General features: G+C 66.1%; 22 protein-coding genes and 1 pseudogene. 5 read left to right on the forward strand and 18 right to left on the reverse strand.

Annotation, left to right across the window (positions count from 1 at the left end; translation table 11 throughout):
• The first annotated feature begins 54 nt into the window (after nucleotides 1-54).
• The 3 genes and pseudogenes from ACIBI6_RS23970 to ACIBI6_RS23980 all read left to right on the forward strand — a co-directional run bounded on the left by ACIBI6_RS23970 (nucleotide 55) and on the right by ACIBI6_RS23980 (nucleotide 929).
• Nucleotides 55-246, forward strand: a complete 192-nt coding sequence (locus tag ACIBI6_RS23970; protein ID WP_396957880.1) for a hypothetical protein — start codon at nucleotides 55-57, stop codon at nucleotides 244-246.
• Nucleotides 212-424 (forward strand): annotated as a pseudogene (locus ACIBI6_RS23975) (hypothetical protein); the annotation flags it as partial. The gene ACIBI6_RS23970 and the pseudogene ACIBI6_RS23975, both read left to right, overlap by 35 nt.
• A gap of 67 nt (nucleotides 425-491) precedes the next feature.
• Complete coding sequence (locus ACIBI6_RS23980) at nucleotides 492-929, forward strand: hypothetical protein (protein WP_396958018.1); 438 nt, start codon at nucleotides 492-494, stop codon at nucleotides 927-929.
• Here the strand turns inward: ACIBI6_RS23980 and ACIBI6_RS23985 are convergent.
• The 6 genes from ACIBI6_RS23985 to ACIBI6_RS24010 form a co-directional block, all read right to left on the reverse strand.
• A complete protein-coding gene (locus tag ACIBI6_RS23985) occupies nucleotides 926-1,459 on the reverse strand; it encodes a WD40 repeat domain-containing protein (RefSeq protein ID WP_396957882.1) in 534 nt (177 codons plus the stop codon). The genes ACIBI6_RS23980 and ACIBI6_RS23985 overlap by 4 nt on opposite strands.
• A gap of 17 nt (nucleotides 1,460-1,476) precedes the next feature.
• Nucleotides 1,477-2,418 (reverse strand): tyrosine-type recombinase/integrase, encoded by a 942-nt coding sequence (locus ACIBI6_RS23990; RefSeq protein ID WP_396957884.1) that lies wholly within the window; start codon nucleotides 2,416-2,418, stop codon nucleotides 1,477-1,479.
• 824 nt (nucleotides 2,419-3,242) lie between these two features.
• Complete coding sequence (locus ACIBI6_RS23995; RefSeq protein WP_396957885.1) at nucleotides 3,243-4,466, reverse strand: DNA polymerase III subunit delta'; 1,224 nt, start codon at nucleotides 4,464-4,466, stop codon at nucleotides 3,243-3,245.
• Nucleotides 4,467-4,819: 353 nt separating this feature from the next.
• Entirely contained in the window at nucleotides 4,820-5,323 is a 504-nt protein-coding gene (locus tag ACIBI6_RS24000; protein WP_364354107.1) for a DUF664 domain-containing protein, read from the reverse strand.
• Nucleotides 5,324-5,389: 66 nt separating this feature from the next.
• On the reverse strand, nucleotides 5,390-8,188 hold the full coding sequence (gene topA, locus ACIBI6_RS24005; RefSeq protein WP_396958010.1) for a type I DNA topoisomerase: 2,799 nt from the start codon (nucleotides 8,186-8,188) through the stop codon (nucleotides 5,390-5,392).
• A 354-nt stretch (nucleotides 8,189-8,542) separates the two neighbouring features.
• Nucleotides 8,543-8,749 (reverse strand): cold-shock protein, encoded by a 207-nt coding sequence (locus ACIBI6_RS24010; RefSeq protein ID WP_011206895.1) that lies wholly within the window; start codon nucleotides 8,747-8,749, stop codon nucleotides 8,543-8,545.
• A 499-nt stretch (nucleotides 8,750-9,248) separates the two neighbouring features.
• Here ACIBI6_RS24010 and ACIBI6_RS24015 point away from each other — a divergent pair, with 499 nt between their 5' ends.
• Nucleotides 9,249-11,567: a DEAD/DEAH box helicase gene (locus tag ACIBI6_RS24015; protein WP_396957888.1), complete on the forward strand. Its 2,319-nt coding sequence runs from the start codon at nucleotides 9,249-9,251 to the stop codon at nucleotides 11,565-11,567.
• A 328-nt stretch (nucleotides 11,568-11,895) separates the two neighbouring features.
• On the opposite strand, the gene ACIBI6_RS24020 is transcribed toward ACIBI6_RS24015, so the two are convergent.
• From ACIBI6_RS24020 to ssd, 8 genes are all read right to left on the reverse strand, one after another.
• Nucleotides 11,896-12,276: an Rv3654c family TadE-like protein gene (locus tag ACIBI6_RS24020; RefSeq protein ID WP_396957890.1), complete on the reverse strand. Its 381-nt coding sequence runs from the start codon at nucleotides 12,274-12,276 to the stop codon at nucleotides 11,896-11,898.
• Nucleotides 12,277-13,070: 794 nt separating this feature from the next.
• A complete protein-coding gene (locus tag ACIBI6_RS24025; protein ID WP_396957892.1) occupies nucleotides 13,071-13,385 on the reverse strand; it encodes a TadE family type IV pilus minor pilin in 315 nt (104 codons plus the stop codon).
• Nucleotides 13,386-13,447: 62 nt separating this feature from the next.
• Entirely contained in the window at nucleotides 13,448-13,633 is a 186-nt protein-coding gene (locus ACIBI6_RS24030) for a DUF4244 domain-containing protein (RefSeq protein WP_396958011.1), read from the reverse strand.
• 249 nt (nucleotides 13,634-13,882) lie between these two features.
• A complete protein-coding gene (locus ACIBI6_RS24035; RefSeq protein ID WP_396957893.1) occupies nucleotides 13,883-14,026 on the reverse strand; it encodes a hypothetical protein in 144 nt (47 codons plus the stop codon).
• A gap of 285 nt (nucleotides 14,027-14,311) precedes the next feature.
• Nucleotides 14,312-14,929, reverse strand: a complete 618-nt coding sequence (locus ACIBI6_RS24040; RefSeq protein WP_396957895.1) for a type II secretion system F family protein — start codon at nucleotides 14,927-14,929, stop codon at nucleotides 14,312-14,314.
• A 41-nt stretch (nucleotides 14,930-14,970) separates the two neighbouring features.
• The gene (locus ACIBI6_RS24045) at nucleotides 14,971-15,762 is read right to left on the reverse strand and encodes a hypothetical protein (protein ID WP_364354122.1); all 792 of its coding nucleotides are present in this window, start codon (nucleotides 15,760-15,762) and stop codon (nucleotides 14,971-14,973) included.
• Between the two features lie 319 nt (nucleotides 15,763-16,081).
• Nucleotides 16,082-17,269 carry a TadA family conjugal transfer-associated ATPase gene (locus ACIBI6_RS24050; protein ID WP_396957897.1) on the reverse strand — a complete coding sequence of 396 codons (1,188 nt, stop codon included), beginning with the start codon at nucleotides 17,267-17,269 and terminating at the stop codon, nucleotides 16,082-16,084.
• A gap of 214 nt (nucleotides 17,270-17,483) precedes the next feature.
• A complete protein-coding gene (ssd, locus tag ACIBI6_RS24055) occupies nucleotides 17,484-18,593 on the reverse strand; it encodes a septum site-determining protein Ssd (RefSeq protein ID WP_364354163.1) in 1,110 nt (369 codons plus the stop codon).
• A 371-nt stretch (nucleotides 18,594-18,964) separates the two neighbouring features.
• On the opposite strand from ssd, the gene ACIBI6_RS24060 reads away from it, so the two are divergent.
• Nucleotides 18,965-19,834 (forward strand): HAD-IB family hydrolase, encoded by an 870-nt coding sequence (locus ACIBI6_RS24060; RefSeq protein WP_364354166.1) that lies wholly within the window; start codon nucleotides 18,965-18,967, stop codon nucleotides 19,832-19,834.
• A 493-nt stretch (nucleotides 19,835-20,327) separates the two neighbouring features.
• Here ACIBI6_RS24060 and ACIBI6_RS24065 read toward each other — a convergent pair whose 3' ends face one another.
• From ACIBI6_RS24065 to ACIBI6_RS24080, 4 genes are all read right to left on the reverse strand, one after another.
• Nucleotides 20,328-21,074: an oxidoreductase gene (locus tag ACIBI6_RS24065; RefSeq protein WP_364354168.1), complete on the reverse strand. Its 747-nt coding sequence runs from the start codon at nucleotides 21,072-21,074 to the stop codon at nucleotides 20,328-20,330.
• A gap of 105 nt (nucleotides 21,075-21,179) precedes the next feature.
• On the reverse strand, nucleotides 21,180-22,871 hold the full coding sequence (locus tag ACIBI6_RS24070) for a dipeptide ABC transporter ATP-binding protein (protein ID WP_396958012.1): 1,692 nt from the start codon (nucleotides 22,869-22,871) through the stop codon (nucleotides 21,180-21,182).
• Between the two features lie 8 nt (nucleotides 22,872-22,879).
• Nucleotides 22,880-23,833 carry an ABC transporter permease gene (locus tag ACIBI6_RS24075; RefSeq protein WP_396957899.1) on the reverse strand — a complete coding sequence of 318 codons (954 nt, stop codon included), beginning with the start codon at nucleotides 23,831-23,833 and terminating at the stop codon, nucleotides 22,880-22,882.
• The gene (locus tag ACIBI6_RS24080; protein ID WP_364354174.1) at nucleotides 23,826-24,752 is read right to left on the reverse strand and encodes an ABC transporter permease; all 927 of its coding nucleotides are present in this window, start codon (nucleotides 24,750-24,752) and stop codon (nucleotides 23,826-23,828) included. Before ACIBI6_RS24080 ends, ACIBI6_RS24075 begins: the two co-directional genes overlap by 8 nt.
• Nucleotides 24,753-24,762: the final 10 nt, after the last annotated feature.

A 24,762-nucleotide genomic window follows, 5' to 3' on the forward strand; every position in this document is an offset into this window, starting at 1 on the left:
CCATGCGTCAATGATCTGACCTGTGGGAAGCATCGGCTGCGGAAACTGCGCGAGATGGGCATGTTGTTCGCCTTCCGCGAGTCTCTCTATGGCGATGGCACCACCCAAACCCGGCACGCGCTCGGATATTCCGGCGCGCGCCTGATCGCGGCCCAGCGCGCGCAAACCCCACCGGCCCCGGCCAAGTACGCGCTGGGGTTGGAGCGGCTGGGTGCTCGCCGATGCTCACACACCGGCTGGGCGTGAACGGGTTCTTCGCCGCTCTGGGCGCCCACCGCAACCCCGCACGCCACCCGGCCCGGCCGCCCCGGAGTCGATACGAGGGCTGACCAAGTGGTGGTCGGAGCGCCAATGCGCCGAGACGTTCTGGAGCAACGTTTCGGGCGAGGGCAATCTCCATCCCGACGGCTACGGCTGCTGGGGACACGATGGCCGCGTAGTGCGGTTCTTCCTCGAATACGACACCGGCACCGAGTCGTTTGAAGACCGTGGTGTCCAAACTCGCCGACTATCAAGGCTTCCCGACCGACAAGTTCGGGATCCTGTTGTTCTCGGTGCATTCGGCCCGCCGCGAGACCGGGCTACGGGCCGCGCTGAGCCGCGCGTTCGGCAGTTACGAGCCTGGACTGGTGATCGCGACTACCAGCCGCGACCTCACCCACCCCGACGGACCGGCAGGACCAGTATGGACATTATGGACCGCCAAGAACTGCGACGCCGTTCCCCAACGACTGCGGCTGGCCGATCTCCCCGAACGCAGCCCGCGCATCGCCCACTACACCAGCGCCGAGCAGCCCTACAACGAGGCCGCCTTCGACCACGACGACCCGCCGATCCAGAATCTCCTCTATCCCGACCAGGCTCAGCCCACCCCCGATACCCGGCGTGGCACGACGTCGCTAGGCGGCTCGGAAAACGAGGCCCCCTAAATCTGAGCCTGCATTCGAGGAGCCTCTGGGCGAGAAAGCTCAATGAGGAGGAGCCCTTCCTGGCCTGCGATTACAAGCCGCGGTTTGGGTTCCTCCCTTAGCTCTGCAAGTGCGTCTACGGGGGCTCCCAGGATTGCGATACCTTCCACGGTTCCTTCGATAGGGTCCCACAGCCTCACCGTGTGGTCGCTGCTGCCGCTGGCGACGAGGATGCGTCCATCGGGCATAGGCACCGCTATCACCGCGTTCACCGATCCGTAGTGGCCCGTCAGCGACGGGCCAACCTGTCGTCCGATCTCGGGGTCCCAGAGCCGCACCGTTTCGTCATCGCTGCCGCCGCTAGCGACGAGGGTACGTCCATCGGGCATAGGCACCGCTATCACCGCGTTCACCGACCCGTAGTGGCCCGTCAGCGACGGGCCAACCTGTCGTCCGATCTCGGGGTCCCACAGCCAGACCGTTTCGTCGCTGCCGCCGCTAGCGACGAGGGTGCGTCCATCAGGCATAGGCACCGCTGTCACCGCGTTCACCGATCCGTGGTGGCCGGTCAGTGGTGGGCCGACCTGTCGTCCGGTGTCGGGGTCCCAGAGCCGCAGGGCCGTGGATTCGATTGCGCGATGAACGAATCGAGCATGCGCCACAGGAACTCTGGCAGGTCGATGTCACGTTGTGACCCGTTCTTCGGCTCGCACTTGACGTGCTTGCCCGCCACCTCGGCCAGCTGCCATTCAACGCGCAGCCGCCCCTTGGTCACAAATTGAGTTTCCAAACCGACCAGCTCGCCCATCCGCATGCCGGTGAAGAACTTCAGAATCATCGCAACGAATTCGTCGTCACGGCCTGACAACAGCGCCATCCGTTCAGCGATCAACAGCGCGCCGCGGGTGTTGGTAATCACCTTCTGTGGGGCGCGTCGGGACTTGCGGCTCGTGCGACGGCCCCGATTGCGTTTACGTCGTGCCGGATTGGCCGGAATCTTCTTAGCCTCGACGGCGTCCTCCAGAATCACATGCAGGACAGCACGATAGGTGTTGATGCTGTCGGCGCTGTATCCCGCTGCACGCAGCGCCTTTTCCCAGTCAGCGACCGCCCTGCGAGTGATATCAAGCAGCGGCATCGGTCCGAACGTCGGCAGCAGATGGCACTGGATGTGGCTCTCATAGTTTTGAACCGTGTTATCGGCCAGATCCTGATCATCCAGCCACTCTTCGACATAGTCCTGAAACGCCTGCTGGCCCGGATCGACACTCCAATCGAGCACCTGCGCGACCTCGTAAGGCTCGCCGCGGCCCTTGACAGCCCCCGCAACGGTGACGGGACGTGCGCCAAGAACCCGATAGACAATCTCCTCTTCCTTGCAGGCGGTTTCGGCTAGCTCCTTGGTCAGGTACCGCCGAGGCTTGCCGTTCTCGTCCCGGATCGTCTGGTACTTCCCGGGGCTGGTCTTGAATCTGGCTTCGAAGTACAGGCCGCGATTGATTGCGGGCATTCGGTAAGCACTCCTGGCGTCATGCGCGTACGTGCGCGGCGGAGGGACAACGACAACCGCATGCAGACATAGAGCACCGATTGTCAGGAATCGCGCCGAACAAGTCCCCCGACGCCGCTGCGATGGATACACCGACAGCTCAGATAGCCACGCCAGACTATCCGCGGATCGACTGCCGCGCAACAACCTTCGTGCCGCAGTGACTCACACCCGCCGATGCCGCGCGACACGATGCGCGACACGCCGTGAATATCAACAGATTTCCCTCCACAGCCGGACCACCATCGCTGACCGGTAACCAGCGAACCGGAAGCTAGGCGACCGGCCCCGAACGTCGGCAAAATCTCGGTAAAAACTACCCCGCCGAACCAAGCCGAATCCGAGCGAAACCCACCGAACCCGACCCGACGCACAGCAACGATCGTGACCACACTTGCGCACGCCCTTCCCACGACAGATCAACATGTCTTCGCTGGTCGAACGCATCAACGCAGGTCGCACCAGCAAACCAACACCGAAGCAAAGAGATTGGAATCGGAGCCGCGAAAGGAGAGAAAGAATCGATGCAGCCGTACTTACGAGTGAAGCGCTCTACCGACTGAGCTAAGGCGGCGTGCCTTTCGGCGTGGCGAGTCTATCGTCTCGGCGGTCGGATCGCGAAAACGGGAGGTCATCGCAGCGCGATCGGCAGACCCGGCGGCGGCTTCCAGCCGGTCTCTCGGTCGGCTGCATAACCTGCCGGTCGAGCATTGAGGCGGGTCGAATCCCCCGACGTCTTCATTACGAGTGAAACGCGGCGACGGCTGGGTGCCGATCGAAATCGGCTAGGCGGATTGGGCGGAGATGAGGGTGGCGACCATGGCGGCGAGCGCGAAGCGGGGTTTGACGTTGAGGTCGAGGGCCTCGCGGCAGGCGAGGACGGCTTCGATGGAGCGCAGCAGGCCCTCGGGGCGGACGCGGTCGGCGAGGTCGTGGATCTGATCGGACATATCGGGGTGGGTGAGGGTGACGCCGGAACCGTTGCGGGCGGCGCCGAAGCGGACAGCGAGAGCATCGCGGTAGACACCAGCTACGTCGATGAGCGCGCGGTCGAGGGCATCGCGGCCGGTGCGGGTGGCGCGGGATTTCTGCCTGCGCTCCAGGTCTTTGAGCACACCGGCCGAGCCTCGGGTAGCGCCCGCCGCGCCTTTGCCGGTGCCACCCGCGCCGAGTGCGGTCGCCAACTCGTCGCGCTCGCGCTCGTCACGGGCCGCACTCATCTGCTTGGCCTCGTCATCGGCCGACTTCACCAATTCATCCGCAGCCGTATAAGCGGCACCGGGCCGGGAAACCGCACCCACCAACGCCAGCGCCCGCTGCCGGCGAGCACGCGCCTGCTCATCGGTAGCCAGCCGTCGAGCTCGCCCGACGTGGCCGCCGCTCACCGATGCCGCCCAAGTGGCGGTCTTTTCGTCGAGCTTGTCGCGCTCTCGCAGCACCAGCGCGATGGCGGGCACCGAGGGCGTACCCAGATGCACATGCCGACAGCGCGACCGCAGCGTCACGGAGATGTCCTCCGGGTCCACCGACGGCGCGCACAACAGGAATACTGTCCGCTCCGGCGGCTCCTCGACCACCTTCAACAGCACATTGCCCGCCGCCTCGGTCAACCGGTCGGCGTCCTCGATCAGCACCACCTGCCATCGACCCGTACTCGGCCGCCGCGAGGCGATCTGCACGATCTCGCGCATCTCCTTGGTGCTGATGCTCAGCCCCTCCGGAATCACCCGCCGCACGTCGCCGTGCGTTCCGGCCATCGTGGTCGTGCACGCATGACACCGACCGCAGCCGGGCGCACCCTCGTCCGTGCACTGCAGCGCGGCCGCAAAACACAGCGCCGCAACGGATCTCCCCGATCCGGGCGGCCCGGTGAACAGCCACGAATGCGTCATCGCACCGTTGCCGGCCCCTCCGCGCGCGGCGACCGCGGCCGCCCGCAATTCGGACTCGACCGCATCCTGCCCAACCAGCCGATCGAAGACACCCGCCACGCCGTACACCCTAGCCATCCCCACCGACAGGCTCGTCCTCGCGCCGTCCGAGCGTCACGATCGCAGCTGATCGGCGTTCCGCGGCGGCGTGCGCCATCCTGCCGGTGGCGGTCCGAGCAGCCGTGCGGTCGGCTGATCGGGATGCGATCCGAGCCTGCGCGGCACCGCCGCGGATCTCCGAATATCGATCCAACCGTGCCAATGACCGTCGGGCCCACAGCCGATGCCATCGGCGGCAACCGACATCCAGTCGATACCCCGGTCCCGCAGTCAACGGCGCACACCCGCCAACGGAGGCGGCGTACTCGGCAGGTTCTCAAAGCCAGCGAGGTGAATCCACTCGAGGTCCATGGCATCCATACTGCCGTCGGTCACACTCGTTGATAAGTGGTGTTCGCGCCGTCGAGCGCCTCTCGAATGATGTCGGCATGCCCACTGTGGTGGGTGATCTCGCGCAGCACATGCAGCAGCGTGAAGCGCACGGTCCACCACTCGCGGTCGGGCGTCCACGGTGTTGTCGGGGTCGGGATGGACGTGCTCAGATCCGGATCGGTGCGAATCAGCTTCGCGGTCGCCTCCGCCACTTCGTCCCAGGTGGCCAGCAGTCCCGCAACCGTATCGTCGGGCGCCATCAGATACTCACCCTCGAATTCGGCCAGTTCCTGCTCGGCCGTCTCATCGCGCTCGACGATGACCTTTGTCCAGTGCCGCTCGCAGTTGACGACATGGTGCAGCAGCCCACCGAGAGTCAACTCGCTGACGGTCGTGCGCTGCCGCGCTTGCTGCTCGTCGATACCCCGCAGGGTAATTCGAAACAGCGCGCGCTGACTGTCGAGCGCGAGGATGAGATCTTCGCGCTCCTGATCGATCGCCATGGCGGCCCCTTCCCGGTCGATGCTCCGATACCGGGGCGAGGCTACGGCAAGGCACCGACGAAACCGTCAGGCCTTCTTCGCGGCCGTCTTCTTGGCGGTGGTTTTCTTCGCGGCGGTCTTCTTCGCCGCCGTCGCCTTCTTGGCCGGAGTCTTCTTCGCCGCCGCCTTCTTCGCCGTCTTCTTCACCGGACCACGCGCGCGCCGATCGGCGAGCAGCTCCGAGGCCCGCTCGTCGGTGATCGACTCGACCTCGTCGCCCTTGCGCAGGCTGGCATTGGTCTCACCGTCGGTGACATACGGACCGAAGCGCCCGTCCTTGATCACCATCGGCTTACCGGTGGCCGAATCGTTTCCGAGTTCGCGCAGCGCCGCGGCACTGGCGGCCTGGCGTCCGCGCCGCTTGGGCTCGGCGTAGATCTTGAGCGCCTCGTCCAGCGTCACGGTGAAGATCTGATCTTCATTGGCCAGCGAACGAGAATCCGTGCCCTTCTTCAGATATGGGCCGTAGCGTCCGTTCTGCGCGGTGATCTCCTCACCGGAGGCCGGATCGGCACCGACAACGCGTGGCAGCGACAACAACTTCAACGCATCGTCGAGCGTAATCGTCGCCAGATCCATATCTTTGAACAGCGATCCGGTCCGCGGCTTAGGCGCCGCAGCCTTTTTCGCGGTCTTCTTCGCGGGCGCGGGCGCGTCCTCGGGCGCGGGCTCCGGCAGGATCTCGGTGACGTACGGACCGAAACGTCCTTCCTTGGCGACGATTTCGTGTCCGGTCGCCGGATCCTTACCGAGCAGGCGTCCTTCCTGTGGTGTCGAGAACAGTTTCTCGGCGACCTGCGCGGTCAGCTCGTCCGGCGGCAGATCATCGGGCAGATTCGCCCGCTGTGATATCGAATCCCCTTCGGGGTCATCGGGATTGGCGACCATCCGCTCCAGATACGGTCCGAATCGACCGACCCGAACCACAACGTCGCGACCCTCGTCGTCGACGAACAGCTTGATCGAATTGACCTCGCGCGCATCGATGTCATCGAGCTGCTCACCGACCATCCGCTTCAGACCGCCGGAGCGCGCGACCGAACCCTCGACACCGTGATCGCCACCGAAATAGAAGCTGGACAACCAATTTCCGCGCTGCTCACGACCGCCGGCGATGGCATCGAGGTCGTCCTCCATGGCGGCGGTGAAGTCGAAGTCGACCAGCCGACCGAAGTAGGCCTCCAGCAGACCGACCACCGCGAAGGCGACCCACGACGGCACCAGCGCACTGCCGCGCTTGTACACATATCCGCGGTCGAGAATCGTCTTGATGATCGACGAATACGTCGAAGGCCGCCCGATACCGAGGTCTTCGAGTGTCTTGATCAACGACGCTTCGGTATACCGCGCGGGCGGATTCGTGCTGTGCCCATCGGGATTCAGCTCGACCGCCGTGACGCGCTCCCCCTCGTCGAGTGCGGGCAGCCGGGATTCGGCATCATCGGACTGACCGCCCGCCTCTTCGTCGACACTCTCGACGTAAGCCTTGAGGAAGCCCGGGAAGGTGATGGTCCGACCGGAGGCCGAGAACACGCATTCCTCGCCGGTACCCGCGACACCGGTGATCCGCAGCGTCAGCGTGGTGCCCCTGGCATCGGCCATCTGCGAGGCGACCGTGCGCTGCCAGATCAGCTCGTAAAGCCGGAACTCGTCATTGTCCAAGCGTGCGTGCAGCTGACCCGGGGTCGCGAAGGTATCGCCCGCCGGACGAATCGCCTCGTGCGCCTCCTGCGCGTTCTTCACTTTGCGGGTGTACTGCCGCGGCGTCGGATGCACATACTCCGCGCCGTACAACTGGGTCGCCTGCGATCTAGCCGCGGCGATCGCCGACTCCGACAGCGTGGTCGAGTCGGTACGCATGTAGGTGATGTAGCCGTTCTCGTACAGCCGCTGCGCGACCCGCATGGTGCGCTCGGCATTGAACCGCAGTTTGCGGCCGGCCTCCTGCTGCAGCGTCGATGTCATGAACGGCGCGTACGGCTTGCGCGAATACGGCTTGGCCTCCGCGGAGGAAACCACCAGATCGGCGCCCTCGAGCGCCTCGGCGAGGCGGCGGGCATAGGGCTCGTCGAGGACGACCACGCCATTGCCCTTGAGCTGCCCGTCCGGCCCGAAGTCCCGGCCGGTTGCCACCCTGGTCCCGTCGACACTGACCAGGCGCGCCCCGAAGGTGCGCGGATTGGTGGCGTCGCCGTTTTCCCCGCCCGCATCCAGCTTGGCCGCGATATCCCAGTACTCGGCCGAGCGGAATGCCATCCGCTCGCGCTCGCGCTGCACGATCACCCTGGTCGCGACCGACTGCACCCGGCCCGCCGACAACCGCGGCATGACCTTCTTCCACAGCACCGGACTGACCTCGTAGCCGTACAACCGGTCCAGGATGCGCCGGGTTTCCTGCGCGTCGACCAGATCGTTGTCCAGATCGCGGGTATCGGCCGCGGCGGCCAGAATGGCGGGCTCGGTGATCTCGTGGAACACCATGCGTCGCACCGGCACCTTGGGCTTCAACGTCTCCAACAGGTGCCAGGCGATGGCCTCACCCTCGCGGTCGGGGTCGGTGGCGAGGTAGAGCTCGTCGGCATCGGCCAGCAGGCTCTTGAGCTCGGAGACCTTGGCCTTCTTATCCGGACTCACCACATAGATGGGCTCGAAGTCGTTGTCGACGTCGACGCCGAGGCGCGCCCAGGACTGCCCCTTGTACTTGGCGGGAACGTCCGCGGCACCCCGCGGCAGGTCCCGGATATGACCGACAGAGGCCTCGACCGTGTAATTGCGACCCAGATAGGGCGCAATTTTTCGGGCCTTGGTCGGGGACTCGACGATCACGAGACGACGCAGGGGACGGCCCTGGTCGGCTGCACCGCGGTCTCGTGTTGCCACCGGCGAATACACCTTTCCTTATCGACCCGCGCTGCGCTTTTTCGCGCTGTGCGCGGCTGGGGCAAGCGGCGGCGACGGGGAGGACGTTGCCACCAGACACGTTTATACCTTGACGCGACGTGTGGCCGAGCGCTTGCGACTCGAACCACAGAGCGTACCTGCGTCCCTGGTGATCAGTATGCAGTGCCTGCCGCGCTACGACCGCACCGCAGGTACGCGCCGGTTTTTGTCTTACCCCAGATATAGCTCGTCCCTCACCTCCGTTACCGGTGGTGAGGGACGAGCGAATCGTTGCGTCGCTCAGCTGAGCGCGCGAACTCCGGTGGCCTGCGGACCCTTTGTGCCCTGGCCAACCTCGAACTCGACCTTCTGGTTCTCCTCGAGGGTGCGGAAACCCGACCCTTGGATCTCGGAGTAGTGGACGAAGACGTCAGCGGAGCCGTCCTCGGGCGCGATGAAGCCGAACCCCTTCTCCGCGTTGAACCACTTCACAGTTCCCTGTGCCATTCTGTTCCTTCTCTTTTCTTACCGGAACGGCGGACAAGTAGGTTCATCCACCGGGTCCGTTCCGACCGTTGTACTGTTGGTTCCCCCTGCAGGAAAGCACCAAGCACAGCGTTCGCAACATCGATCCTGCTGACGGTTTGGACTTTGGATCCGTCCCTCGAACACAGAAGCTTGCGACCAGGAACTAGTGAACCATGTCTTCGAGCAATTCAACAGTCGAGTTACCGACAATTTGCAAAAAAGTTGATCTAGCGAATGCGCAGGTGAGGGACACAATGCCGGAATCCAGACTTGTGGTTCGTTTGCTTACGGATAACCGAGCCAGCGTCTGGCAAACAGGCTGTGACCCAGGTCGCTATTTGGTATCGAAATGGCAGGTGGAGCTTCCCAAGCGCACACGTTTCACACTTTCTGTGCGTGTCGCGGAGTTCGAGTCGTGAATCCGACCGATCCGGTAAGTCGGCCACGGGCCAGCAACGGCCGAAGTTACGGGCGATCGTTGCTGAATCGTGTCCTGAATGCGGGTCCCGACGACGACACCCGCCTGACCCATGTCGTCGAACTCGCCGCACGCCCTGCAGCCACCACTACCTGGCCTGATTGGGCCGCGCCCGATGTCGTCGCCGCGTTGCGGGCCGCCGGAGTCGAGGCGCCGTGGACTCATCAGACGAGAACCGCCGACATCGCCGCGAGCGGCCGACACGTGGTCGTCAGTACCGGGACAGCATCCGGGAAATCGCTCGGCTACCAACTGCCGGTGCTCACCGCATTGCGCGAAGATCCACTCGCCACTGCCCTTTATCTGGCGCCGACCAAGGCATTGGGCGCCGACCAACTGCGGGCAATAGCGGAATTGACGCACGAGGGGCCGTTGCGGGATGTCCATCCGGCCACTTACGACGGCGACACACCGGCCGAGGTCAGGCAATGGGTGCGCGCGAATGCCCGCTTCATCCTCACCAATCCCGACATGCTGCACGTCGGCATGCTGCGCTCGCATCAGCGATGGGCCAGAGTGCTGCGCAGGCTGCGCTACGTGGTGGTCGACGAATGCCATGCCTACCGGGGCGTATTCGGTTCGCATGTGGCACTGGTGCTGCGCAGGCTGCGGCGCATCGCGGCCCATTACGGTGCGGACCCCGTATTCATCCTCTGCTCGGCGACCACGGCAGAGCCCGCGGCCGCCGCCTCCCGGCTGATCGGCGCGCCATGCGTGGCAGTCACCGAGGACGGATCGCCGCAGGGCTCGCGCACCATCGCACTATGGGAGCCGCCGCTGTTGACCACTCTGACCGGGGAAAACGGTGCACCTGTTCGGCGATCCGCGAGCTCGGAGGCGGCCAGGATCATGGCCGATCTGGTATGCGAGGGTGCGCGCACGCTCGCATTCGTCAGGTCACGGCGGGCCGCTGAGCTGACGGCGATCGAGGCACGCAGGCTGCTCGCCGAGGTCGATCCGGCACTCAGTGAGCGGATCGCCGCTTATCGGGCGGGTTATCTCGCGGAGGATCGGCGGGAGCTGGAGGTAGCGCTATCGGATGGGTCGCTACTGGGAGCGGCCACTACGAATGCGCTGGAACTCGGGGTCGATATCGCGGGGTTGGATGCGGTCGTGATCTCGGGTTTTCCGGGAACGGTCGCCTCGTTCTGGCAGCAGGCCGGGCGCGCGGGGCGGCGCACGCAGGGGTCGTTGGTGCTGCTGGTGGCCAGGGACGATCCGCTGGACACCTTCCTGGTCCACCACCCGGAGGCGCTGCTGGACAAGCCGATCGAGGCCACCATCACCGATCCACACAATCCCTATGTATTGGGCCCGCAATTGCTGTGCGCGGCGCTGGAACTGCCGCTCACCGACGATGAGGTCGATGCGCTCGGTGCGCGTGAGGTGCTCACCGATCTCGCAGGTCAGGGGTTGATTCGACGCCGGAACGGCGCGGTTCGCGACGGCAGCGCGCGCTGGTTCGCGACCGCCGAGGCGCAGCCGCATGATGCCGTCGACGTGCGCGGTGGCATCGGCACACCCATTGCCATCGTCGACGGCGAGACCGGCAGATTGCTCGGCACCGCCGACGCCGGGCGAGCTCGGGCAACGCTGCACGAAGGGGCCGTTCACCTGCATCAAGGCGATACCTACCTGGTCGATGAACTGGATCTCGAGGGCGGCGTGGCGTTCGTGCGCAGCACCGATCCCGGCTGGACCACCAGCGCCAGACAGATCACCTCGCTCACGGTCGACACGGTGACCGAACAGCGCCGACACGGTCGGGTGACCACCGCATTGGCGCAGGTCAGCGTCACCAGTCAGGTGATCGGTTATCTACGCACGCTGCGCACGGGCGAGGTGTTGGACCTGGTCGAGCTGGATATGCCGGAGCAGACGCTGTCGACCCGCGCGGTGCTGTACACGGTGACCCCTGAACTGCTGGCCGCGGCAGGCGTGGATACACCGCGGGTGCCGGGTGCGCTGCACGCCGCCGAACATGCGGCGATCGGCCTTTTGCCGCTGGTCGCGACGTGTGACCGGTGGGATATCGGCGGCGTTTCGACCGCCGAGCATCCCGATACCGGACTGCCGACGGTCTTCGTCTATGACGGGCAACCAGGTGGCGCGGGCTTCGCCGAGCGTGGGTTCGCGCAGCTACGTCGCTGGTTGTCCGCGACACTCGCGGTGATCGAGACGTGTACCTGCACGGTCGGGTGCCCGTCCTGCGTGCAGTCACCCAAGTGCGGCAATGGTAACCATCCGCTGGACAAGGCTGGTGCGGCCCGCCTGCTGGCCGCGGTTCTGGGCGAATTGGGCGCCGATACAGGCCACTGAACGGCCCCGCGCAGGCGCCGGGGTCGATTCGTGACACTGCCGAGCTCCCAATGTGATCGCTTGTCCACTTTCCGGGTGGTCACCAAGGATTACCGGCGCCGGTCGACGTGGCCCGCCCCGGGGTGGCGGGTGTCTCGACCCGCCGAATAAAGAGGATTAGATTCATGTTAACTGAGGTATTGCCACGGCGTTAGCATCCGACGTGCGGATTCATTCGATTGCCTTCTTGGCACTAAGTAAATATAGGCAATGACGCATTTATTCGAGCATCCCAATTACCGCATTCCGCCATCGTGAAGTACCACTGGCGAGTGCATGTACGTACCGGTCACACTCCTTCTTCTTTGGGTCCCGCACGCGCAGTCGCGCGAACAGTCCGCTTTCCTAACAGACCCATTGGTACATTCCTTTCAACAGTGACGGTCGCATCCCACTGCACGACTTCACACTGCTGAATCCGCACTCCCATCCGTAGCGCGATCTCCGCCGCTTCCGCACAGCCGACATCGGCCCCACGCGCCAGTTCTCCAGCCGCCGCCAATGCCGCCAAATCCGCCGCGGCCTGCGCCCGATGCCGCGCCACAACCACCACCCCCACCTGAGCTATCAATAGCGTCGCGCCGATCAGCGCGACCAGCGCTAGACAGGCGAACACCGTCGCAACGCCCTCATCCCGCCCTCCCTGCCGCGCCTCGCCGACCGCGTTCACTCCCAGGACCTGCTCCGCTCCACCGAGGCCGTCCTCGCCTCCGGACGCAATTGCATCGCCCCCTCGGCCGGCGCGGTTGTCCGCTCGGACGCACCGCGCGAAACGAGGCCACTGCGCGCTGCCCGAGACAATCTCGCTGCAACCCCCCTCGACTCGATCGCCCGCCCGGAGCCGCCGCACAAGGACGCCGTGCCCACGGCCACCAACTCGCGCAACGACACCGCGCGCATCGGCAACTCGGCCGCCTGCGGTTTGTAATGCTCGGCATCCGCAGTCGACTCGACCGTGCCAGGTCTGTCGCACCGCGACGCCAGTCCGGTGCGTGCCGCCTGATGCGAATGCCCTGCGCCGATGGCCGAGTCGGCTGGCTCTGATGGCGCAGCGGCAACGCGTCCATGTGGTCGCAATGCCGTGCCCGTGTGGAAACACACAGCACCCGTTGCCGACTCGGCGACTGCTGGAGCCGAACGCTCGGCACACGCGGTCGACCTCGCCGTCCCGACGCCTCCACACTGCGACGTCAGGTCCTGGTGCGCCGTCTGGCGCAAACGCACTGGAGCCATGGTCGAGTCGACTGGCCGCGGTGGCGCAGTGAGGATGTGCGGTTCGCCCGTCGACGATGTCGCGTTGGCGGTGGTCGCTTCGTCGACAGCGAGAACTGTTCGGCGGGGCGGCTTCTACTGCTCGGTCACTGCGCATCCTTACCGCCGCGCTTCGGTGGCGCGACACATCACTGTCCTTCATCTGTGTTGTGCCCGGTGGCACGTCGCGAGCCGTTGGGCGGCCCTTGGGGGTCACGGCTCGGCTCCTGGCTCGCGCGTAGCGACGGCCTCGGCGTGCAGGACCAGCAAGGGCAGTAGAGGCGCGCGGGCGGAGACCGCCGCGACTACCCTGTCGCCCTCACTGCCCAGCGAGATGTCGGCGGTCGGTGGAGCTACCCGCCGAGCCGCCGACACCGCATTCGCTTGATCACCGCGGGCAGCCAGCCGGGCCGCTTCGCGAGCGGCGTCGACACAGCGCACCTGCGTCGACGCCGCGAGCAAGACACCGACGCACAGCACCACCGCAACCACGATGGCAGCCAGCGCGATCGCCGCCTCAACCGTCACCGCACCCCGATCGTCACCGAGATGCGTTGTACCGCAGTAGTTTAATCGACAACTACTCTCCGCTACACCGCGGTATTCAACGCCTTGTCGATGATCTTCGTCAGCGCGTTCACAATGCTGTCCCCAGTCACAACCCCATAGAGCACGGCCCCGAACGCCGCAGCCGCAATAGTCCCGATCGCATACTCCGCCGTACTCATCCCGTCGTCCACGACCAGCACCCGCAGCACCCGAGCTCGCATCTCCATGCCAACGGCCCCCAGCCGCCGCACTACCCGATCCCGCATTATCCCTATTCGCACCGTCTTCCCCTCTCATTCCCGCCCGCGCGGCTACTCCGCGCCGACACGCTCTTCCCTGCCGCGCACGCACCGGCCCTGCATCACACAGCTCAACCATCGCGAGCGCAGCACTCGGCAGCTCAACGCCACCTTCCACAACGCCGCGCTCGACAGCACCATGCGCGCCCCGCACCGAATCAGCAATGCCCCGCGTCGCTAATCGGCGCCGCCACGCTCGCCCCAGCCGCGCACGCTCCAGCCGCGCACGCCCCAGCCGCGCACCACACAGCTCAACCATCGCGAGCGCAGAACTCGGCAGCTCAACGCCACCTTCCACAACGCCGCGCTCGACAGCACCATGCGCGCCCCGCACCGAATCGGCGATACCCCGCGTCGCTAATCGGCGCCGCCACGCACGCCCCAGCCGCGCACCACACAGCTCAACCCTCGCGAGGGCAGCACTCGGCAGCTCAGCAACGTCGTATTCGACATCGCACGCGACCGTCCACGGCTCGGTAGCGTGCCGCGCTGTGCTGTCCGAAGCAGCAGCATTGTCGGGACCGACGTTGCCTCGCTTTGTTTTTCGCAGCTCGGTCGTTCGCGCGCTCGTCACTGGTGATGCGGTGCTTCCGCGCCACGCGGTTTTCACAGCAGTCCACCCCCGAGGACGCGGCTGGCGAGGCCGATTACTACAGGAACGATGCCGAGGCAGACGAAGGCTGGGAGGAAGCAGAGGCCGAGGGGGCCGCCGATCAGGACTCCGGCGCGTTCGGCGCGGGCGGCGGCCGCGTCTTCGACGCCGCTGCGGTGCTGTTCGGCCAGTTCGCCGACGGCGGTGGCGAGTGAGGCGCCGGAACGGGCGGAGCGACGCGCCATGCGTGCCAGTGCGTCGACCTCTTCGGCGCCAGGTTGGTCTGTGCCGTCGCGGGCCACCTGGTCCCAGGCGGTTGCCGCGTCCGCGCCAAGTGCCAGCAGGTCGGCGGCCTTACGCAATGCCGCGCCGAGGGCAGGCGGTGCGCTGGGTGCCACCGCGCGGGCTGCGGATGCCATCGGCAGCCCGGCTCGCAGGCAGGCGGCCAACAGGTCGAATACCGAGGCCACGGCCAGCGGGTCGCTATTGGGGCCGCGCGGAGATGCCGGGGCGGCCGGCTGCGTGCCCACCTCCCGTAGCGCCCGCAATCGCCGATTCATCGTAACTCGACCGGGTAGCACTATCAATGCCATCGCGAGCAAAAGCACTGGCGCACTGATAATTCCAGCCATTCCCCACCCTTTCGCATGTATGGGCAACCAGCAGATTCGTTTCATACGAAGACCTTTCGCGTGATCGCGTCGGCCCACAGCAAGCCAGCGCACCCCAGTGCCGCACCGAGTGGCAGCAGTACGGTTCCGGCGCCCGGGCTCAGCAATACGTGCAGCGGAGCAGCACCCATCAATTGGCCGAGGCCGATACCCAGGAGCGGGAGGCCCGCCAGGACCGCCGCAGTGGCACGCGCACCGGCCAGTGATGCAGTGGTGCGCGTGCGAAAGCGAATGCGCCCCAACAAGTCGGTGCGAGCAGCGGAGAGTAGTTCCGCGAGGGCCAGACCGTGGTGCTCGGCGACCTGCCAGGCGTCAGCGATCCTGGCGAGTTCGGCATCGACGATGGAATGAGGATCGCGCAACCCGTCCGCGCCGGAGCCGCCGAGCCTGCTGCGCGCCGAGCTCACCGCGAAGGCACGTGCGGCCGCCCCGCGCGACTCCTGCGCGGCAGCAGCCGCCGCCGCACTCGGATGCGCACCCACCCGCAGCTCCCCGATCACGGCCTCGAGCGCATCCAACAGATAGGCGCACTCCGCACTGTGCCGCCGCTCCCGGCTAGCCCGTCGCACCCGAATACCGACGGTTGCCCCAACCAACACCACAGCAACCAGCAGACCGACACCGACAGCCAACGCCCCGACGATGACAACGCCGAACGCCACCCGAAACCCACTGCCCCGCCCAAACTTCCGAGCATCACCTGACGCCGCGAACAACCTGACGAACCGACGACGGCAACTCGGCGGCGGTACCAGCAAAACCCCCACCGCCAGACACACCAATCCCGCGATCATCGACCGGACCGTTCGCCGACCAAGCACGGCAACCGCACCATCCGACTACCAACTCCTGAGCGCACCTGCCACCGCGATCCCCGGCCGAACCGCTCGCCAACCAAGCACCGCAACCGCACCATCCGACTACCAACTCCTGAGCGCACCTGCCACCGCGATCCCCGGCCGAACCGCTCGCCAACCAAGCACCGCAACCGCACCATCCGACCACCAACTCCTGAGCGCACCTGCCACCGCGATCCCCGGCCGAACCATTCGCCAACCAAGCACCGCAACCGCACCATCCGTCCACCAACTCCTGAGCGCGTCGCTGCCGCGATCATCGGTCGAGCCGTTCGGCGAGGAGGCGGGTGAGGGTGGGGGCGGCGGGGGTGGGGGCTTGGTCGGCGTGCCAGGCGGCGGTTATGGTGACGCGGTCTTGGGGGTCGCGGTCTACGATGCCGATTTCGCGGAGGACGCGGGAGCCGTCGGCTCGGCGGTGGACGTGCAGTACTACCTGGACGGCTGCGGCGAGTTGGCTGTGCAGGGCGGCGCGGTCCATACCGCCCAATGCGGCAAGGGCTTCCAGGCGGGCGGGGACCTCGCGGGGTGAGTTCGCGTGGACTGTGCCCGCGCCGCCGTCATGGCCGGTATTCAGGGCGGTCAGGAGGTCGACTACCTCGGCGCCACGGACTTCGCCGACGACGATTCGGTCGGGGCGCATTCGCAGGGCCTGCCTGACGAGGTCACGGACGGTCACCGCGCCGACGCCCTCGATGTTCGCGGTGCGCGCTACCAGGCGCACGACGTGGGGGTGTGGGGGTGCCAGTTCGGCGGCGTCTTCGACGCAGATGATGCGTTCATCGGCGGCGGCCTTGGCCAGTAGGCCGGACAGCAGTGTTGTCTTGCCCGCACCGGTTCCGCCGACCACCAGGAAGGCGAGTCTGGCCCGGATGATCTGCTCCAGTAGGAGTTTCGCGTCGGCGGGTACGGCACCGGCCGCAGCGAGCGCATCAAGTCCCTGGGTCGCCGGACGCAGCACGCGTAGCGACAGGCAGGTGCCGCCGTGCGCCACCGGCGCCAAGACCGCGTGCAGCCGGACTCCGAACGAATCCCCCAGTGCCGCTTCCCTTCCAGACAACCTGCCGTCCACCCAAGGCTGTGCATCGTCGAGCCGCCGTCCGGCCGACAGCGCCAACCGCTGTGCCAGCCGACGCACCGCCGCCTCATCCGGGAAGACGACCGAGGTGCGTTCCAGTCCACGGCCACGGTCGATCCACACCGCATCCGGCGCGGTCACCAGCACATCGGCGACCCGAGGGTCGTGCAGCAGCGGCTCCAACAGCCCCGCTCCGGTCATCTCGGTCTGCAACAACCGCAATGCCCGCAGCAGATCGGTATCGCCGAGTACGCCACCGGCCTCGGCTCGGATGGCCGCCGCCACCTGCGCCGGATCCGGAGCCCCCGAAGCACCGGACAGCCGCTCCCGCACCCGGTCCAACAACTCCGACGTCACCAACGCACTCACCGCGAACCCCTCCCTACCGAAGCGGCAAGGACCCGCCGCAACATCCAGCGCACCGCCCACACACTCGGAACCGCAGATCGCCCACTGCGGACAGTTCCAGACATGCCAATCCGACACTGCTGCGGCAATTCATCTCGACCACGGCGAGCTGGAATCCCGTGCACCGCCGCGGCTACAGCACGGACTCGAACCGGCGGCTCGAACACCAACGCACTCATCGCAACCCCTGCCCGGCCGGAGCGCCGAGCACCCCGAGCACGGCGTCCGCGGCGTCGCGGAGGGGCCCGCGGCGCAAAGTGAGCCCGCCGCGTTCCAGGCGGGCGGCCAGTCCGGGTTGGGCTCGGACGGCGGCTAGGAGAGGGAGGTCGAGGACTTCGGCGACCTCGGGGCCGCGGAGTCCGCCGGGTGCTGGGCCGCGGACTATCAAGCCCTGGTTGGGATTTCGTCGAGCGATATGGGCGGCGACCGATTCGGCGGCGGCGAGGGCGCGTAGGCGGGCTGGGACGACCAGGACGACGAGGTCGGCCGCGTCGAGTATTTGGTCCGCGTGTGGGCCGCGTTCGCCCGAGATGTCGCATATCACCAAATCGCCTGCGGCACGGCCCGCTTCGATGACGGCGTGGATGGCAGCGGGGCCGATTTCGGCGGGCAAGCGTCCGGCACCGCCGCGGCCGCAGGACAGTACCGCAAGTCCCGGCGCGGCTGCCGGTAGTGCGCTGTGCAGTGCGGCGGCAGAGACCCGACCGTCCTCGATCACCAGATCCGGCCAGCGCAGTCCGGCCGCGGTTTCGATGCCGAGCAGCAGGTCGAGGCCGCCGCCGAGGGGCGCGCCGTCGACGAGCACGGTGTCGCGGCGGAACCGCTCTGCGGCGGATCGCAGTCCGGTCGCCGCGGCCAATATGGAGGCGCCCGCACCGCCGCTAGCACCCGCGATCGCGACGACAACACCGTCGCCCATGCGATATTCACCGTGCTCAGCAAACTTCTCGATAAGTCCGACCGCGGCACCTGGCAGCGCGATGACGCGCTCGGCACCGACGGCCGCGGCGGCCTGCCAATCGGTCAATCCGGGTTCCCCATCGGTCACCAGGACGATGCCGATCCGCCGGAGATAACCGGCGCGGGCACAGCTCTCGGCCGCCAGGGTGTCGAGGATCACCAGGGGTGCGGACACCCAGGCGTGCCGACCGACAGAGAGCGCGCGCTCGTCGAGCTCGCGCTCTGCGGCCGCCGCGACCCGGCGAACCTCATCGCGCAGCCGGATGTCCTGGATGAGCACGAGCGCGGGCGGCGGTGTGAGTGCCGGGGCGGCTTCGAGATTCATGCAGGTCAGCGTGCTCGAAGACGAAGCCGGGCAGAAGATGCAATATGCCGAATGTGGATAACTCGGGGGGTGTGGATAAATCCGGAGAGCCGAATCCGGAGGAACAACCTTGCCTGAAATAGAGGACGGCCCCAGCCGGGGGGGGGAGGAGGCTGGGGCCGTCGGGTTCAGCCCCGGGGGGTCGGGCTGAACGCGCCTGGACTATGTCCAGGTGCCAGCAATACTACACCCAAGCCGGGGCCACAACGCAAGTCTGTCGTCGGAGAACTTTGTGGCCACCACCGGCCCGGCGTCTGCGGGGCAAACCCGCCGAACGGCCCGGACGCCCGACCCGTCGGACACCGTCGCCGCGGCATGCATATTCTGAACGAGTGACGGCCGATGGCGATCAAACAGAGCTCGAGGACCGGACGGCACGGGACGCGACGACAACGAAGCGACCCAACGCCGGGGGCGAGCGCGTGGCCGCCTTCTTCGATCTCGACAAGACGGTGATCGCGAAATCGAGTACCTACGTGTTCAGTAAGCCCTTCTACGCACAGGGCCTGCTGAACCGGCGCGCGGTGCTGGAGAGCAGTTACGCCCACTTCCTGTTCATGCTCTCGGGCGCCGACCACGATCAGATGGAGCGCATGCGCGCCAATCTGACCAATATGGTCGCGGGCTGGGATGTCGAACAGGTGAAATCCATTGTGGCCGAGACACTTCACGAACTCGTCGACCCGCTGATCTATGCCGAGGCCGCGGATCTCATTGCCGACCACAAGATCCGGGGACACGATGTGGTGATCGTCTCGGCCTCGGGCGAGGAGATCGTCGGCCCGATCGCCGAGGTGTTGGGCGCCTCACATACCGCGGCAACCCGAATGGTGGTCGAGGACGGTCGATACACCGGTGAGGTCGAATTCTATTGCTACGGCGCGGGTAAGGTGACCGCGATCGAAAAGCTCGCCGCCGCTGAGGGTTACGACCTCGCGCGGTGTTATGCCTACTCCGATTCCGTGACCGATCTACCGATGCTGAGCGCGGTGGGGCATCCGACGGCGGTGAACCCGGATCGCAATCTGCGTCGCGAAGCGGTGGCCAAGGGCTGGCCGATTCTCACCTTCTCCAACCCGGTCTCGCTGTGGGCGCGGTTCCAGAGTCCGTCGTCGACCACCCTTGCCGCGACGGCGGCGGTCGGGCTGAGTGCGGTGCTCGCCGGGGCGATCAGCTACCGACTGCTGCGCCGGCGCCGCTGAGCAATAGCTGGCGAGCTCGGGCCGCGCGGCCGGGCTGTTGGGGCGCGCTGCGGACGGCTTGCTGCCATAACACAGAGGCCGCCGCGACCAGGGATTTAACCACGAAACGCCGGCAGACATGCAGCTTATTGAATGTTTTTCCAAGCCTTGATGTGGGCGCGGTCACAGTGTAGAAATGTAACTACGGAAGGACGGAAGGCCTGAGCGGAGCCGGAAGAGAAGGTTCAGCTCCCCGACCCACCCTTCCCAGCACGGGCACCAGGCACCCACGCGGAGCGCGCCGCGACAAGGGCAAAAGCGTTGTGGGCCTGCGAGATCCGGGTTTTCGACGGCGAAGGCCTCGCACAGGTTGCGGGGATGAACCGCCGGAGTTCGGATAATCGCCGAGGCCGCAGAACACAACCCACCCAGCACGCTTGGTAACCGGGTATCCGTGCTAGCGGGCGGTGAGGTCGTCAACGACAACGCCGCCCGCTTTGATGTGTGTGGGCCCCTATCCGGATGCCGAGTCGGCGATCGATGTCGCCTCCCGCGCACCGTCTTCGAAGGCGCCGCAGCACAGGATCACCCAGCCGCCCACCGCATCCGGAGCACCCGAGCCGAATCCGGCCGCCGAATCCAGATACTGCTGACGCCGCCGCAACCAGAACACCTCCGGCACGCCGAGGCTGTGCGGGTCCAGCCCACTGGACGCGGCCACCAGTCGCGAGGCCGCCCGCGCCACGATGCCGTCGGCCGTACCGAACGGCCGCAAGGTCAGTAGCTCGCCGTGCACGACCGCCGCGATGACCGGCGCGGGTGCCTTCGATCCGAGCACCGTCTGCACCAGCAGGTCGAGCCGTTCGGCCACACCGCCGTCACCGCGCGGGCGCCCGAGCAGTTCCTCGTCGGTGACCAGATCGGCCGCGGCCAGCAGATGTAGCCTGGCCAGCGCCTGCAGCGGCGCGCGCTGCCAGGTGCCGACCAGATTCCGCAGCGCGTCGCCGTCGAGCGCCTGCCCGACCCGCAGCGAGCCGGCCAGGATCGGATCCGCGACCCGGCCGTCGGCGGGCAGTTCGGTACTGCCGCCCTCGATGGCGGCGGATGAGCGCGCGGCACGCACCGCCGCCTCGGCGGCCGTGGTCGGCCAGCCCCGCCGGTTCGCCTTGTGCCGATGCACCGCGGCAAGCGCGTCACGCGCCTTATCGGCGGCTTCGCGCACACCTGGCAGATCGACGAGGGGCTGCAGCGGATCGGTCACCGAGACATTCTGCAGCGCCTGCGGCGCTGCGTGTTCGCGACCCCCTCCTGTCTCACCTCCGACCCGTTCGAGCGACCTGCAAGCAGTCGCTAACGGCGCCCCTGGTCAGCCTGCCAGCAGGTCCCGTCCGGGAATGGCGTCGAGCAGGCGGCGGGTGTACTCCTCTGTGGGGTTCTGGAAGACTTCGTCGGTGGTGGCCGCTTCCACGATCCTGCCGGTCTGCATGACCAGGACGTCGTCGGCGATCTGCCGGACCACGGCCAAGTCATGGGTGATGAACAGATACGACAGACCCAGCTCGGCTTGTAAGTCGTTGAGCAGCTTGAGGATCTGTGCCTGGACGAGGACATCGAGTGCGGACACCGCCTCGTCGCACACCACGACCTCAGGGGAGAGCGCGAGCGCACGGGCCACCGCGACGCGCTGACGCTGGCCACCCGAGAGTTCATTGGGGTAGCGGCGCATTACCGAGGACGGCAGCGACACCTTGTCCAACAGGTCGCGCACCGTCGCCTCACGTTCCTTGGCGGTGCCGATCTTATGCGTGCGCAGCGGCTCCTCGATGGTGCGGTAGATCGAGTACATCGGATCCAGCGAACCGTAAGGGTCCTGGAAGATCGGCTGCACCCGCCGACGAAAAGCGAACGCGCCCTTCCGATCCAGCTTCGCCACGTCGTGGCCGTCGAAGGTCACCGAGCCCGATGTCGGTTCGAGCAGACCCAGAACCATCTGTGCCACAGTTGATTTGCCCGAGCCGGACTCGCCGACAATGGCCGTTGTCGTGCCGCGCTTCAGACGGAACGACACATCGTCGACAGCGACGAAATCCGTCGACTTCCAGGGCGTACTACCCCGAATCTTGAACGCTTTGGTCAGATTCTGCGACACCACCACGTCATCGGATACCGCCGCGATTTCGCTATCGGCGGCCGCGACCTCCTCGGCGACCTGCACGGCCTGCTTGCGCACCTCGATACGTTCACGCACCGAGGACAGCCGCTGCGAGGCGAGCGAGGGCGCGGAATTCACCAGCTTCTTGGTGTACAGATGCTGCGGTTCGCGCAGAATCCGCAGTGCCGGACCGGATTCCACCACCTTGCCGCGATACATCACCACCAGGTGCTCGGCGCGCTCGGCGGCCAAGCCGAGATCGTGGGTGATGAGCAGGACCGCGGTGCCGAGTTCGCTGGTCAGTCCGTCGAGATGGTCGAGGATCTGCCGCTGCACCGTCACGTCGAGGGCCGAGGTCGGCTCGTCGGCGATCAGCAGTTTGGGACGGCAGGCCAATCCGATGGCGATCAGCGCGCGCTGGCGCATACCGCCGGAGAACTCGTGCGGGTACTGGTTCACCCGGCGCGCCGCGTCTGACATCCCGGCTTCCTCGAGCAGTTCGATGGCGCGCTGCTTCGCCGCCTTGCCCTTGGCAATGCCATTGGCCTCCAAGGTCTCTCGGATCTGGAACCCGATCTTCCACACCGGATTCAGATTCGACATCGGATCCTGCGGCACCAATCCGATCCCGCTGCCGCGGACCGCGACGACCTCCCTCTTCGACGCCTTCGCCAGATCCTTGCCGTCGAACCTGATCGAGCCGGAGGTGACCTGCCCGGTGCCGGGCAGCAGGTCGATAATGCTGTGCGCCGTCGTGGATTTTCCGGATCCGGATTCGCCGACAATGGCGACGGTCTGGCCCGGATAAACCGTCAGACTGACGTCACGAACCGCCGGAATCTTCTTGCCCTCGGAGGAGAAGCAGACATTGAGATCCTCGATCTCGAGCAATGGTTTATCGGACATCGCTGCGGTCACCTCTTCCTCGCCTTCGGATCGAGCGCATCCCGCAGCGCGTCCCCGAGCAGGATGAAGCTCAGCACGGTGAGCGCCAAAGCCGTTGCGGGATAGAACAAAATCGGCGATCCGCCGCGCAGCTCGTGCTGATTGGTATTGATATCCGAGCCCCAGGACACGATTGTGCGCGGCAGGCCGACGCCGAGGTAGGACAGTGTCGCCTCGGTGACGATGAACGCACCGAGCCAGATCGTCGTCACCACGATCAGCGGTCCGGCCGCATTCGGCAGCACATGACGCAGCAGCGTGCGTATTCGCGACACACCCAATGCCTTTGCCGCCGTGACATATTCGCTGTTCTTCGCCTCGATCACCGCACTGCGCGCGATACGTGCGGCCTGTGGCCAGGTGAACGCGGCCAGGATCAAGATGACCGTCCAGATCGTGCGCGAATCGAGCAGCTGCATGATGACGATCGCGGCCAGCATCAGCGGAATCGCATAGAAGATCTCCGCGATGCGTGATACCACCGAATCGAGCAGACCGCCGTAGAACCCCGCGAGGGCTCCGAGCGTGCCGCCGACGAGCAGGAATACCGTGGTGGCACCCAACCCGGCCATTACCGAAGCCCGTGCGCCGTAAACGGTTCGGGTGTATACATCACAGCCCTGCTTATCGAAACCGAACGGGTGTCCGGGCCCGCGCGGATCCATGCTGAAATCGCCATTGCAATAGCGCGGATCCTGATCGGAGAACAGACCGGGCCACAGCACCACGATGGCGATGAACACGATCAGCACCGCGGCCACGATGAAGATCGGATTGCGGCGCAACTGTCGCCACGCGTCCTGCCAGATGCTGGTCGGCGAACCGGTATCGACGACCCGATCGGTGGCGAGCACCTCGACTTCATCGGGTGGCGCGACGAAATGCCGCTGCCGGTCCCGAGCCTTCTTCTCGAGCTCAGGCATATCGGATCCTCGGGTCGAGCGCGGCATAGAGCAGATCGATGATCAGATTCGAGATCAGGAAGATCACGATGAGCACGGTCACGAATGAGACCACCGTCGGCGGTTCACCGCGGGTAATCGCCTGGTACAGCGTCCCACCCACGCCCGGAATATTGAAGATGCCCTCGGTGACGACCGCGCCGCCGATCAGCGCACCGAGATCGGCGCCGAGGAAGGTGATCACCGGAATCATCGAATTACGCAGAATGTGCACGGTGACCACACGTGGGCGACTGAGCCCTTTCGCGGTCGCGGTGCGGACGTAATCGGCGGACATGTTCTCCGCCACCGAGTTTCGGGTCAGCCGCAGCACATACGCGAACGACAGCGAACCGAGCACGAATGCGGGCACGAGCAGTTCACCGATGCTGGCCTTACCGGTGACGGTCACCGGCGCGATACCCCACTTCACACCCAGTACGAACTGGGCCAGGAAGCCGATCACGAAGATCGGCACCGCGATGATGATCAGGCTGACCACCAGCAGCGTCGAGTCGAACAGTTTGCCTTTGCGTAGTCCTGCGATCAGCCCGAAGACAACGCCGAAGATGCCCTCGATGAGCACCGCCATCAACGCCAATTTGATGGTGATCGGGAATGCGCGGGCGAGTTCGTCGCGCACCGGGCGGCCGGAGAAGGCCGTCCCGAAGTCGAGGGTGAAAATGCCCTTCAGATACAGCAGATACTGCACGATGAACGGGCGATCCAGGTGATAGCGCGCACGCAATTGGGCCTCAACGGCAGGCGTCATCGGCTTGTCACCGGCCAGCGCGTGGATCGGATCGCCCGGAACTAAGAAGACCAGTGCATAGATGAGCAGCGTCGCCCCGAGGAAGACGGGGATCATTTGGAGCAGACGCCGCACGACATACCAGGCCATTTCATCTCCT

The organism is Nocardia sp. NPDC050412 (assembly GCF_044458825.1).
Lineage (GTDB): Bacteria > Actinomycetota > Actinomycetes > Mycobacteriales > Mycobacteriaceae > Nocardia.

Coding starts and splice junctions, on each gene's coding strand:
- ACIBI6_RS23970 (WP_396957880.1), top strand. CDS start 55: ATGGGCATGTTGTTCGCCTTCCGCGAGTCTCTCTATGGCGATGGCACC.
- ACIBI6_RS23990 (WP_396957884.1), bottom strand. CDS start 2,418: ATGCCCGCAATCAATCGCGGCCTGTACTTCGAAGCCAGATTCAAGACC.
- ACIBI6_RS23995 (WP_396957885.1), bottom strand. CDS start 4,466: ATGGCTAGGGTGTACGGCGTGGCGGGTGTCTTCGATCGGCTGGTTGGG.
- ACIBI6_RS24000 (WP_364354107.1), bottom strand. CDS start 5,323: ATGGCGATCGATCAGGAGCGCGAAGATCTCATCCTCGCGCTCGACAGT.
- ACIBI6_RS24010 (WP_011206895.1), bottom strand. CDS start 8,749: ATGGCACAGGGAACTGTGAAGTGGTTCAACGCGGAGAAGGGGTTCGGC.
- ACIBI6_RS24030 (WP_396958011.1), bottom strand. CDS start 13,633: ATGGAGATGCGAGCTCGGGTGCTGCGGGTGCTGGTCGTGGACGACGGG.
- ACIBI6_RS24035 (WP_396957893.1), bottom strand. CDS start 14,026: ATGGTGCTGTCGAGCGCGGCGTTGTGGAAGGTGGCGTTGAGCTGCCGA.
- ACIBI6_RS24040 (WP_396957895.1), bottom strand. CDS start 14,929: ATGGCTGGAATTATCAGTGCGCCAGTGCTTTTGCTCGCGATGGCATTG.
- ACIBI6_RS24045 (WP_364354122.1), bottom strand. CDS start 15,762: ATGATCGCGGGATTGGTGTGTCTGGCGGTGGGGGTTTTGCTGGTACCG.
- ssd (WP_364354163.1), bottom strand. CDS start 18,593: ATGAATCTCGAAGCCGCCCCGGCACTCACACCGCCGCCCGCGCTCGTG.
- ACIBI6_RS24070 (WP_396958012.1), bottom strand. CDS start 22,871: ATGTCCGATAAACCATTGCTCGAGATCGAGGATCTCAATGTCTGCTTC.
- ACIBI6_RS24075 (WP_396957899.1), bottom strand. CDS start 23,833: ATGCCTGAGCTCGAGAAGAAGGCTCGGGACCGGCAGCGGCATTTCGTC.
- ACIBI6_RS24080 (WP_364354174.1), bottom strand. CDS start 24,752: ATGGCCTGGTATGTCGTGCGGCGTCTGCTCCAAATGATCCCCGTCTTC.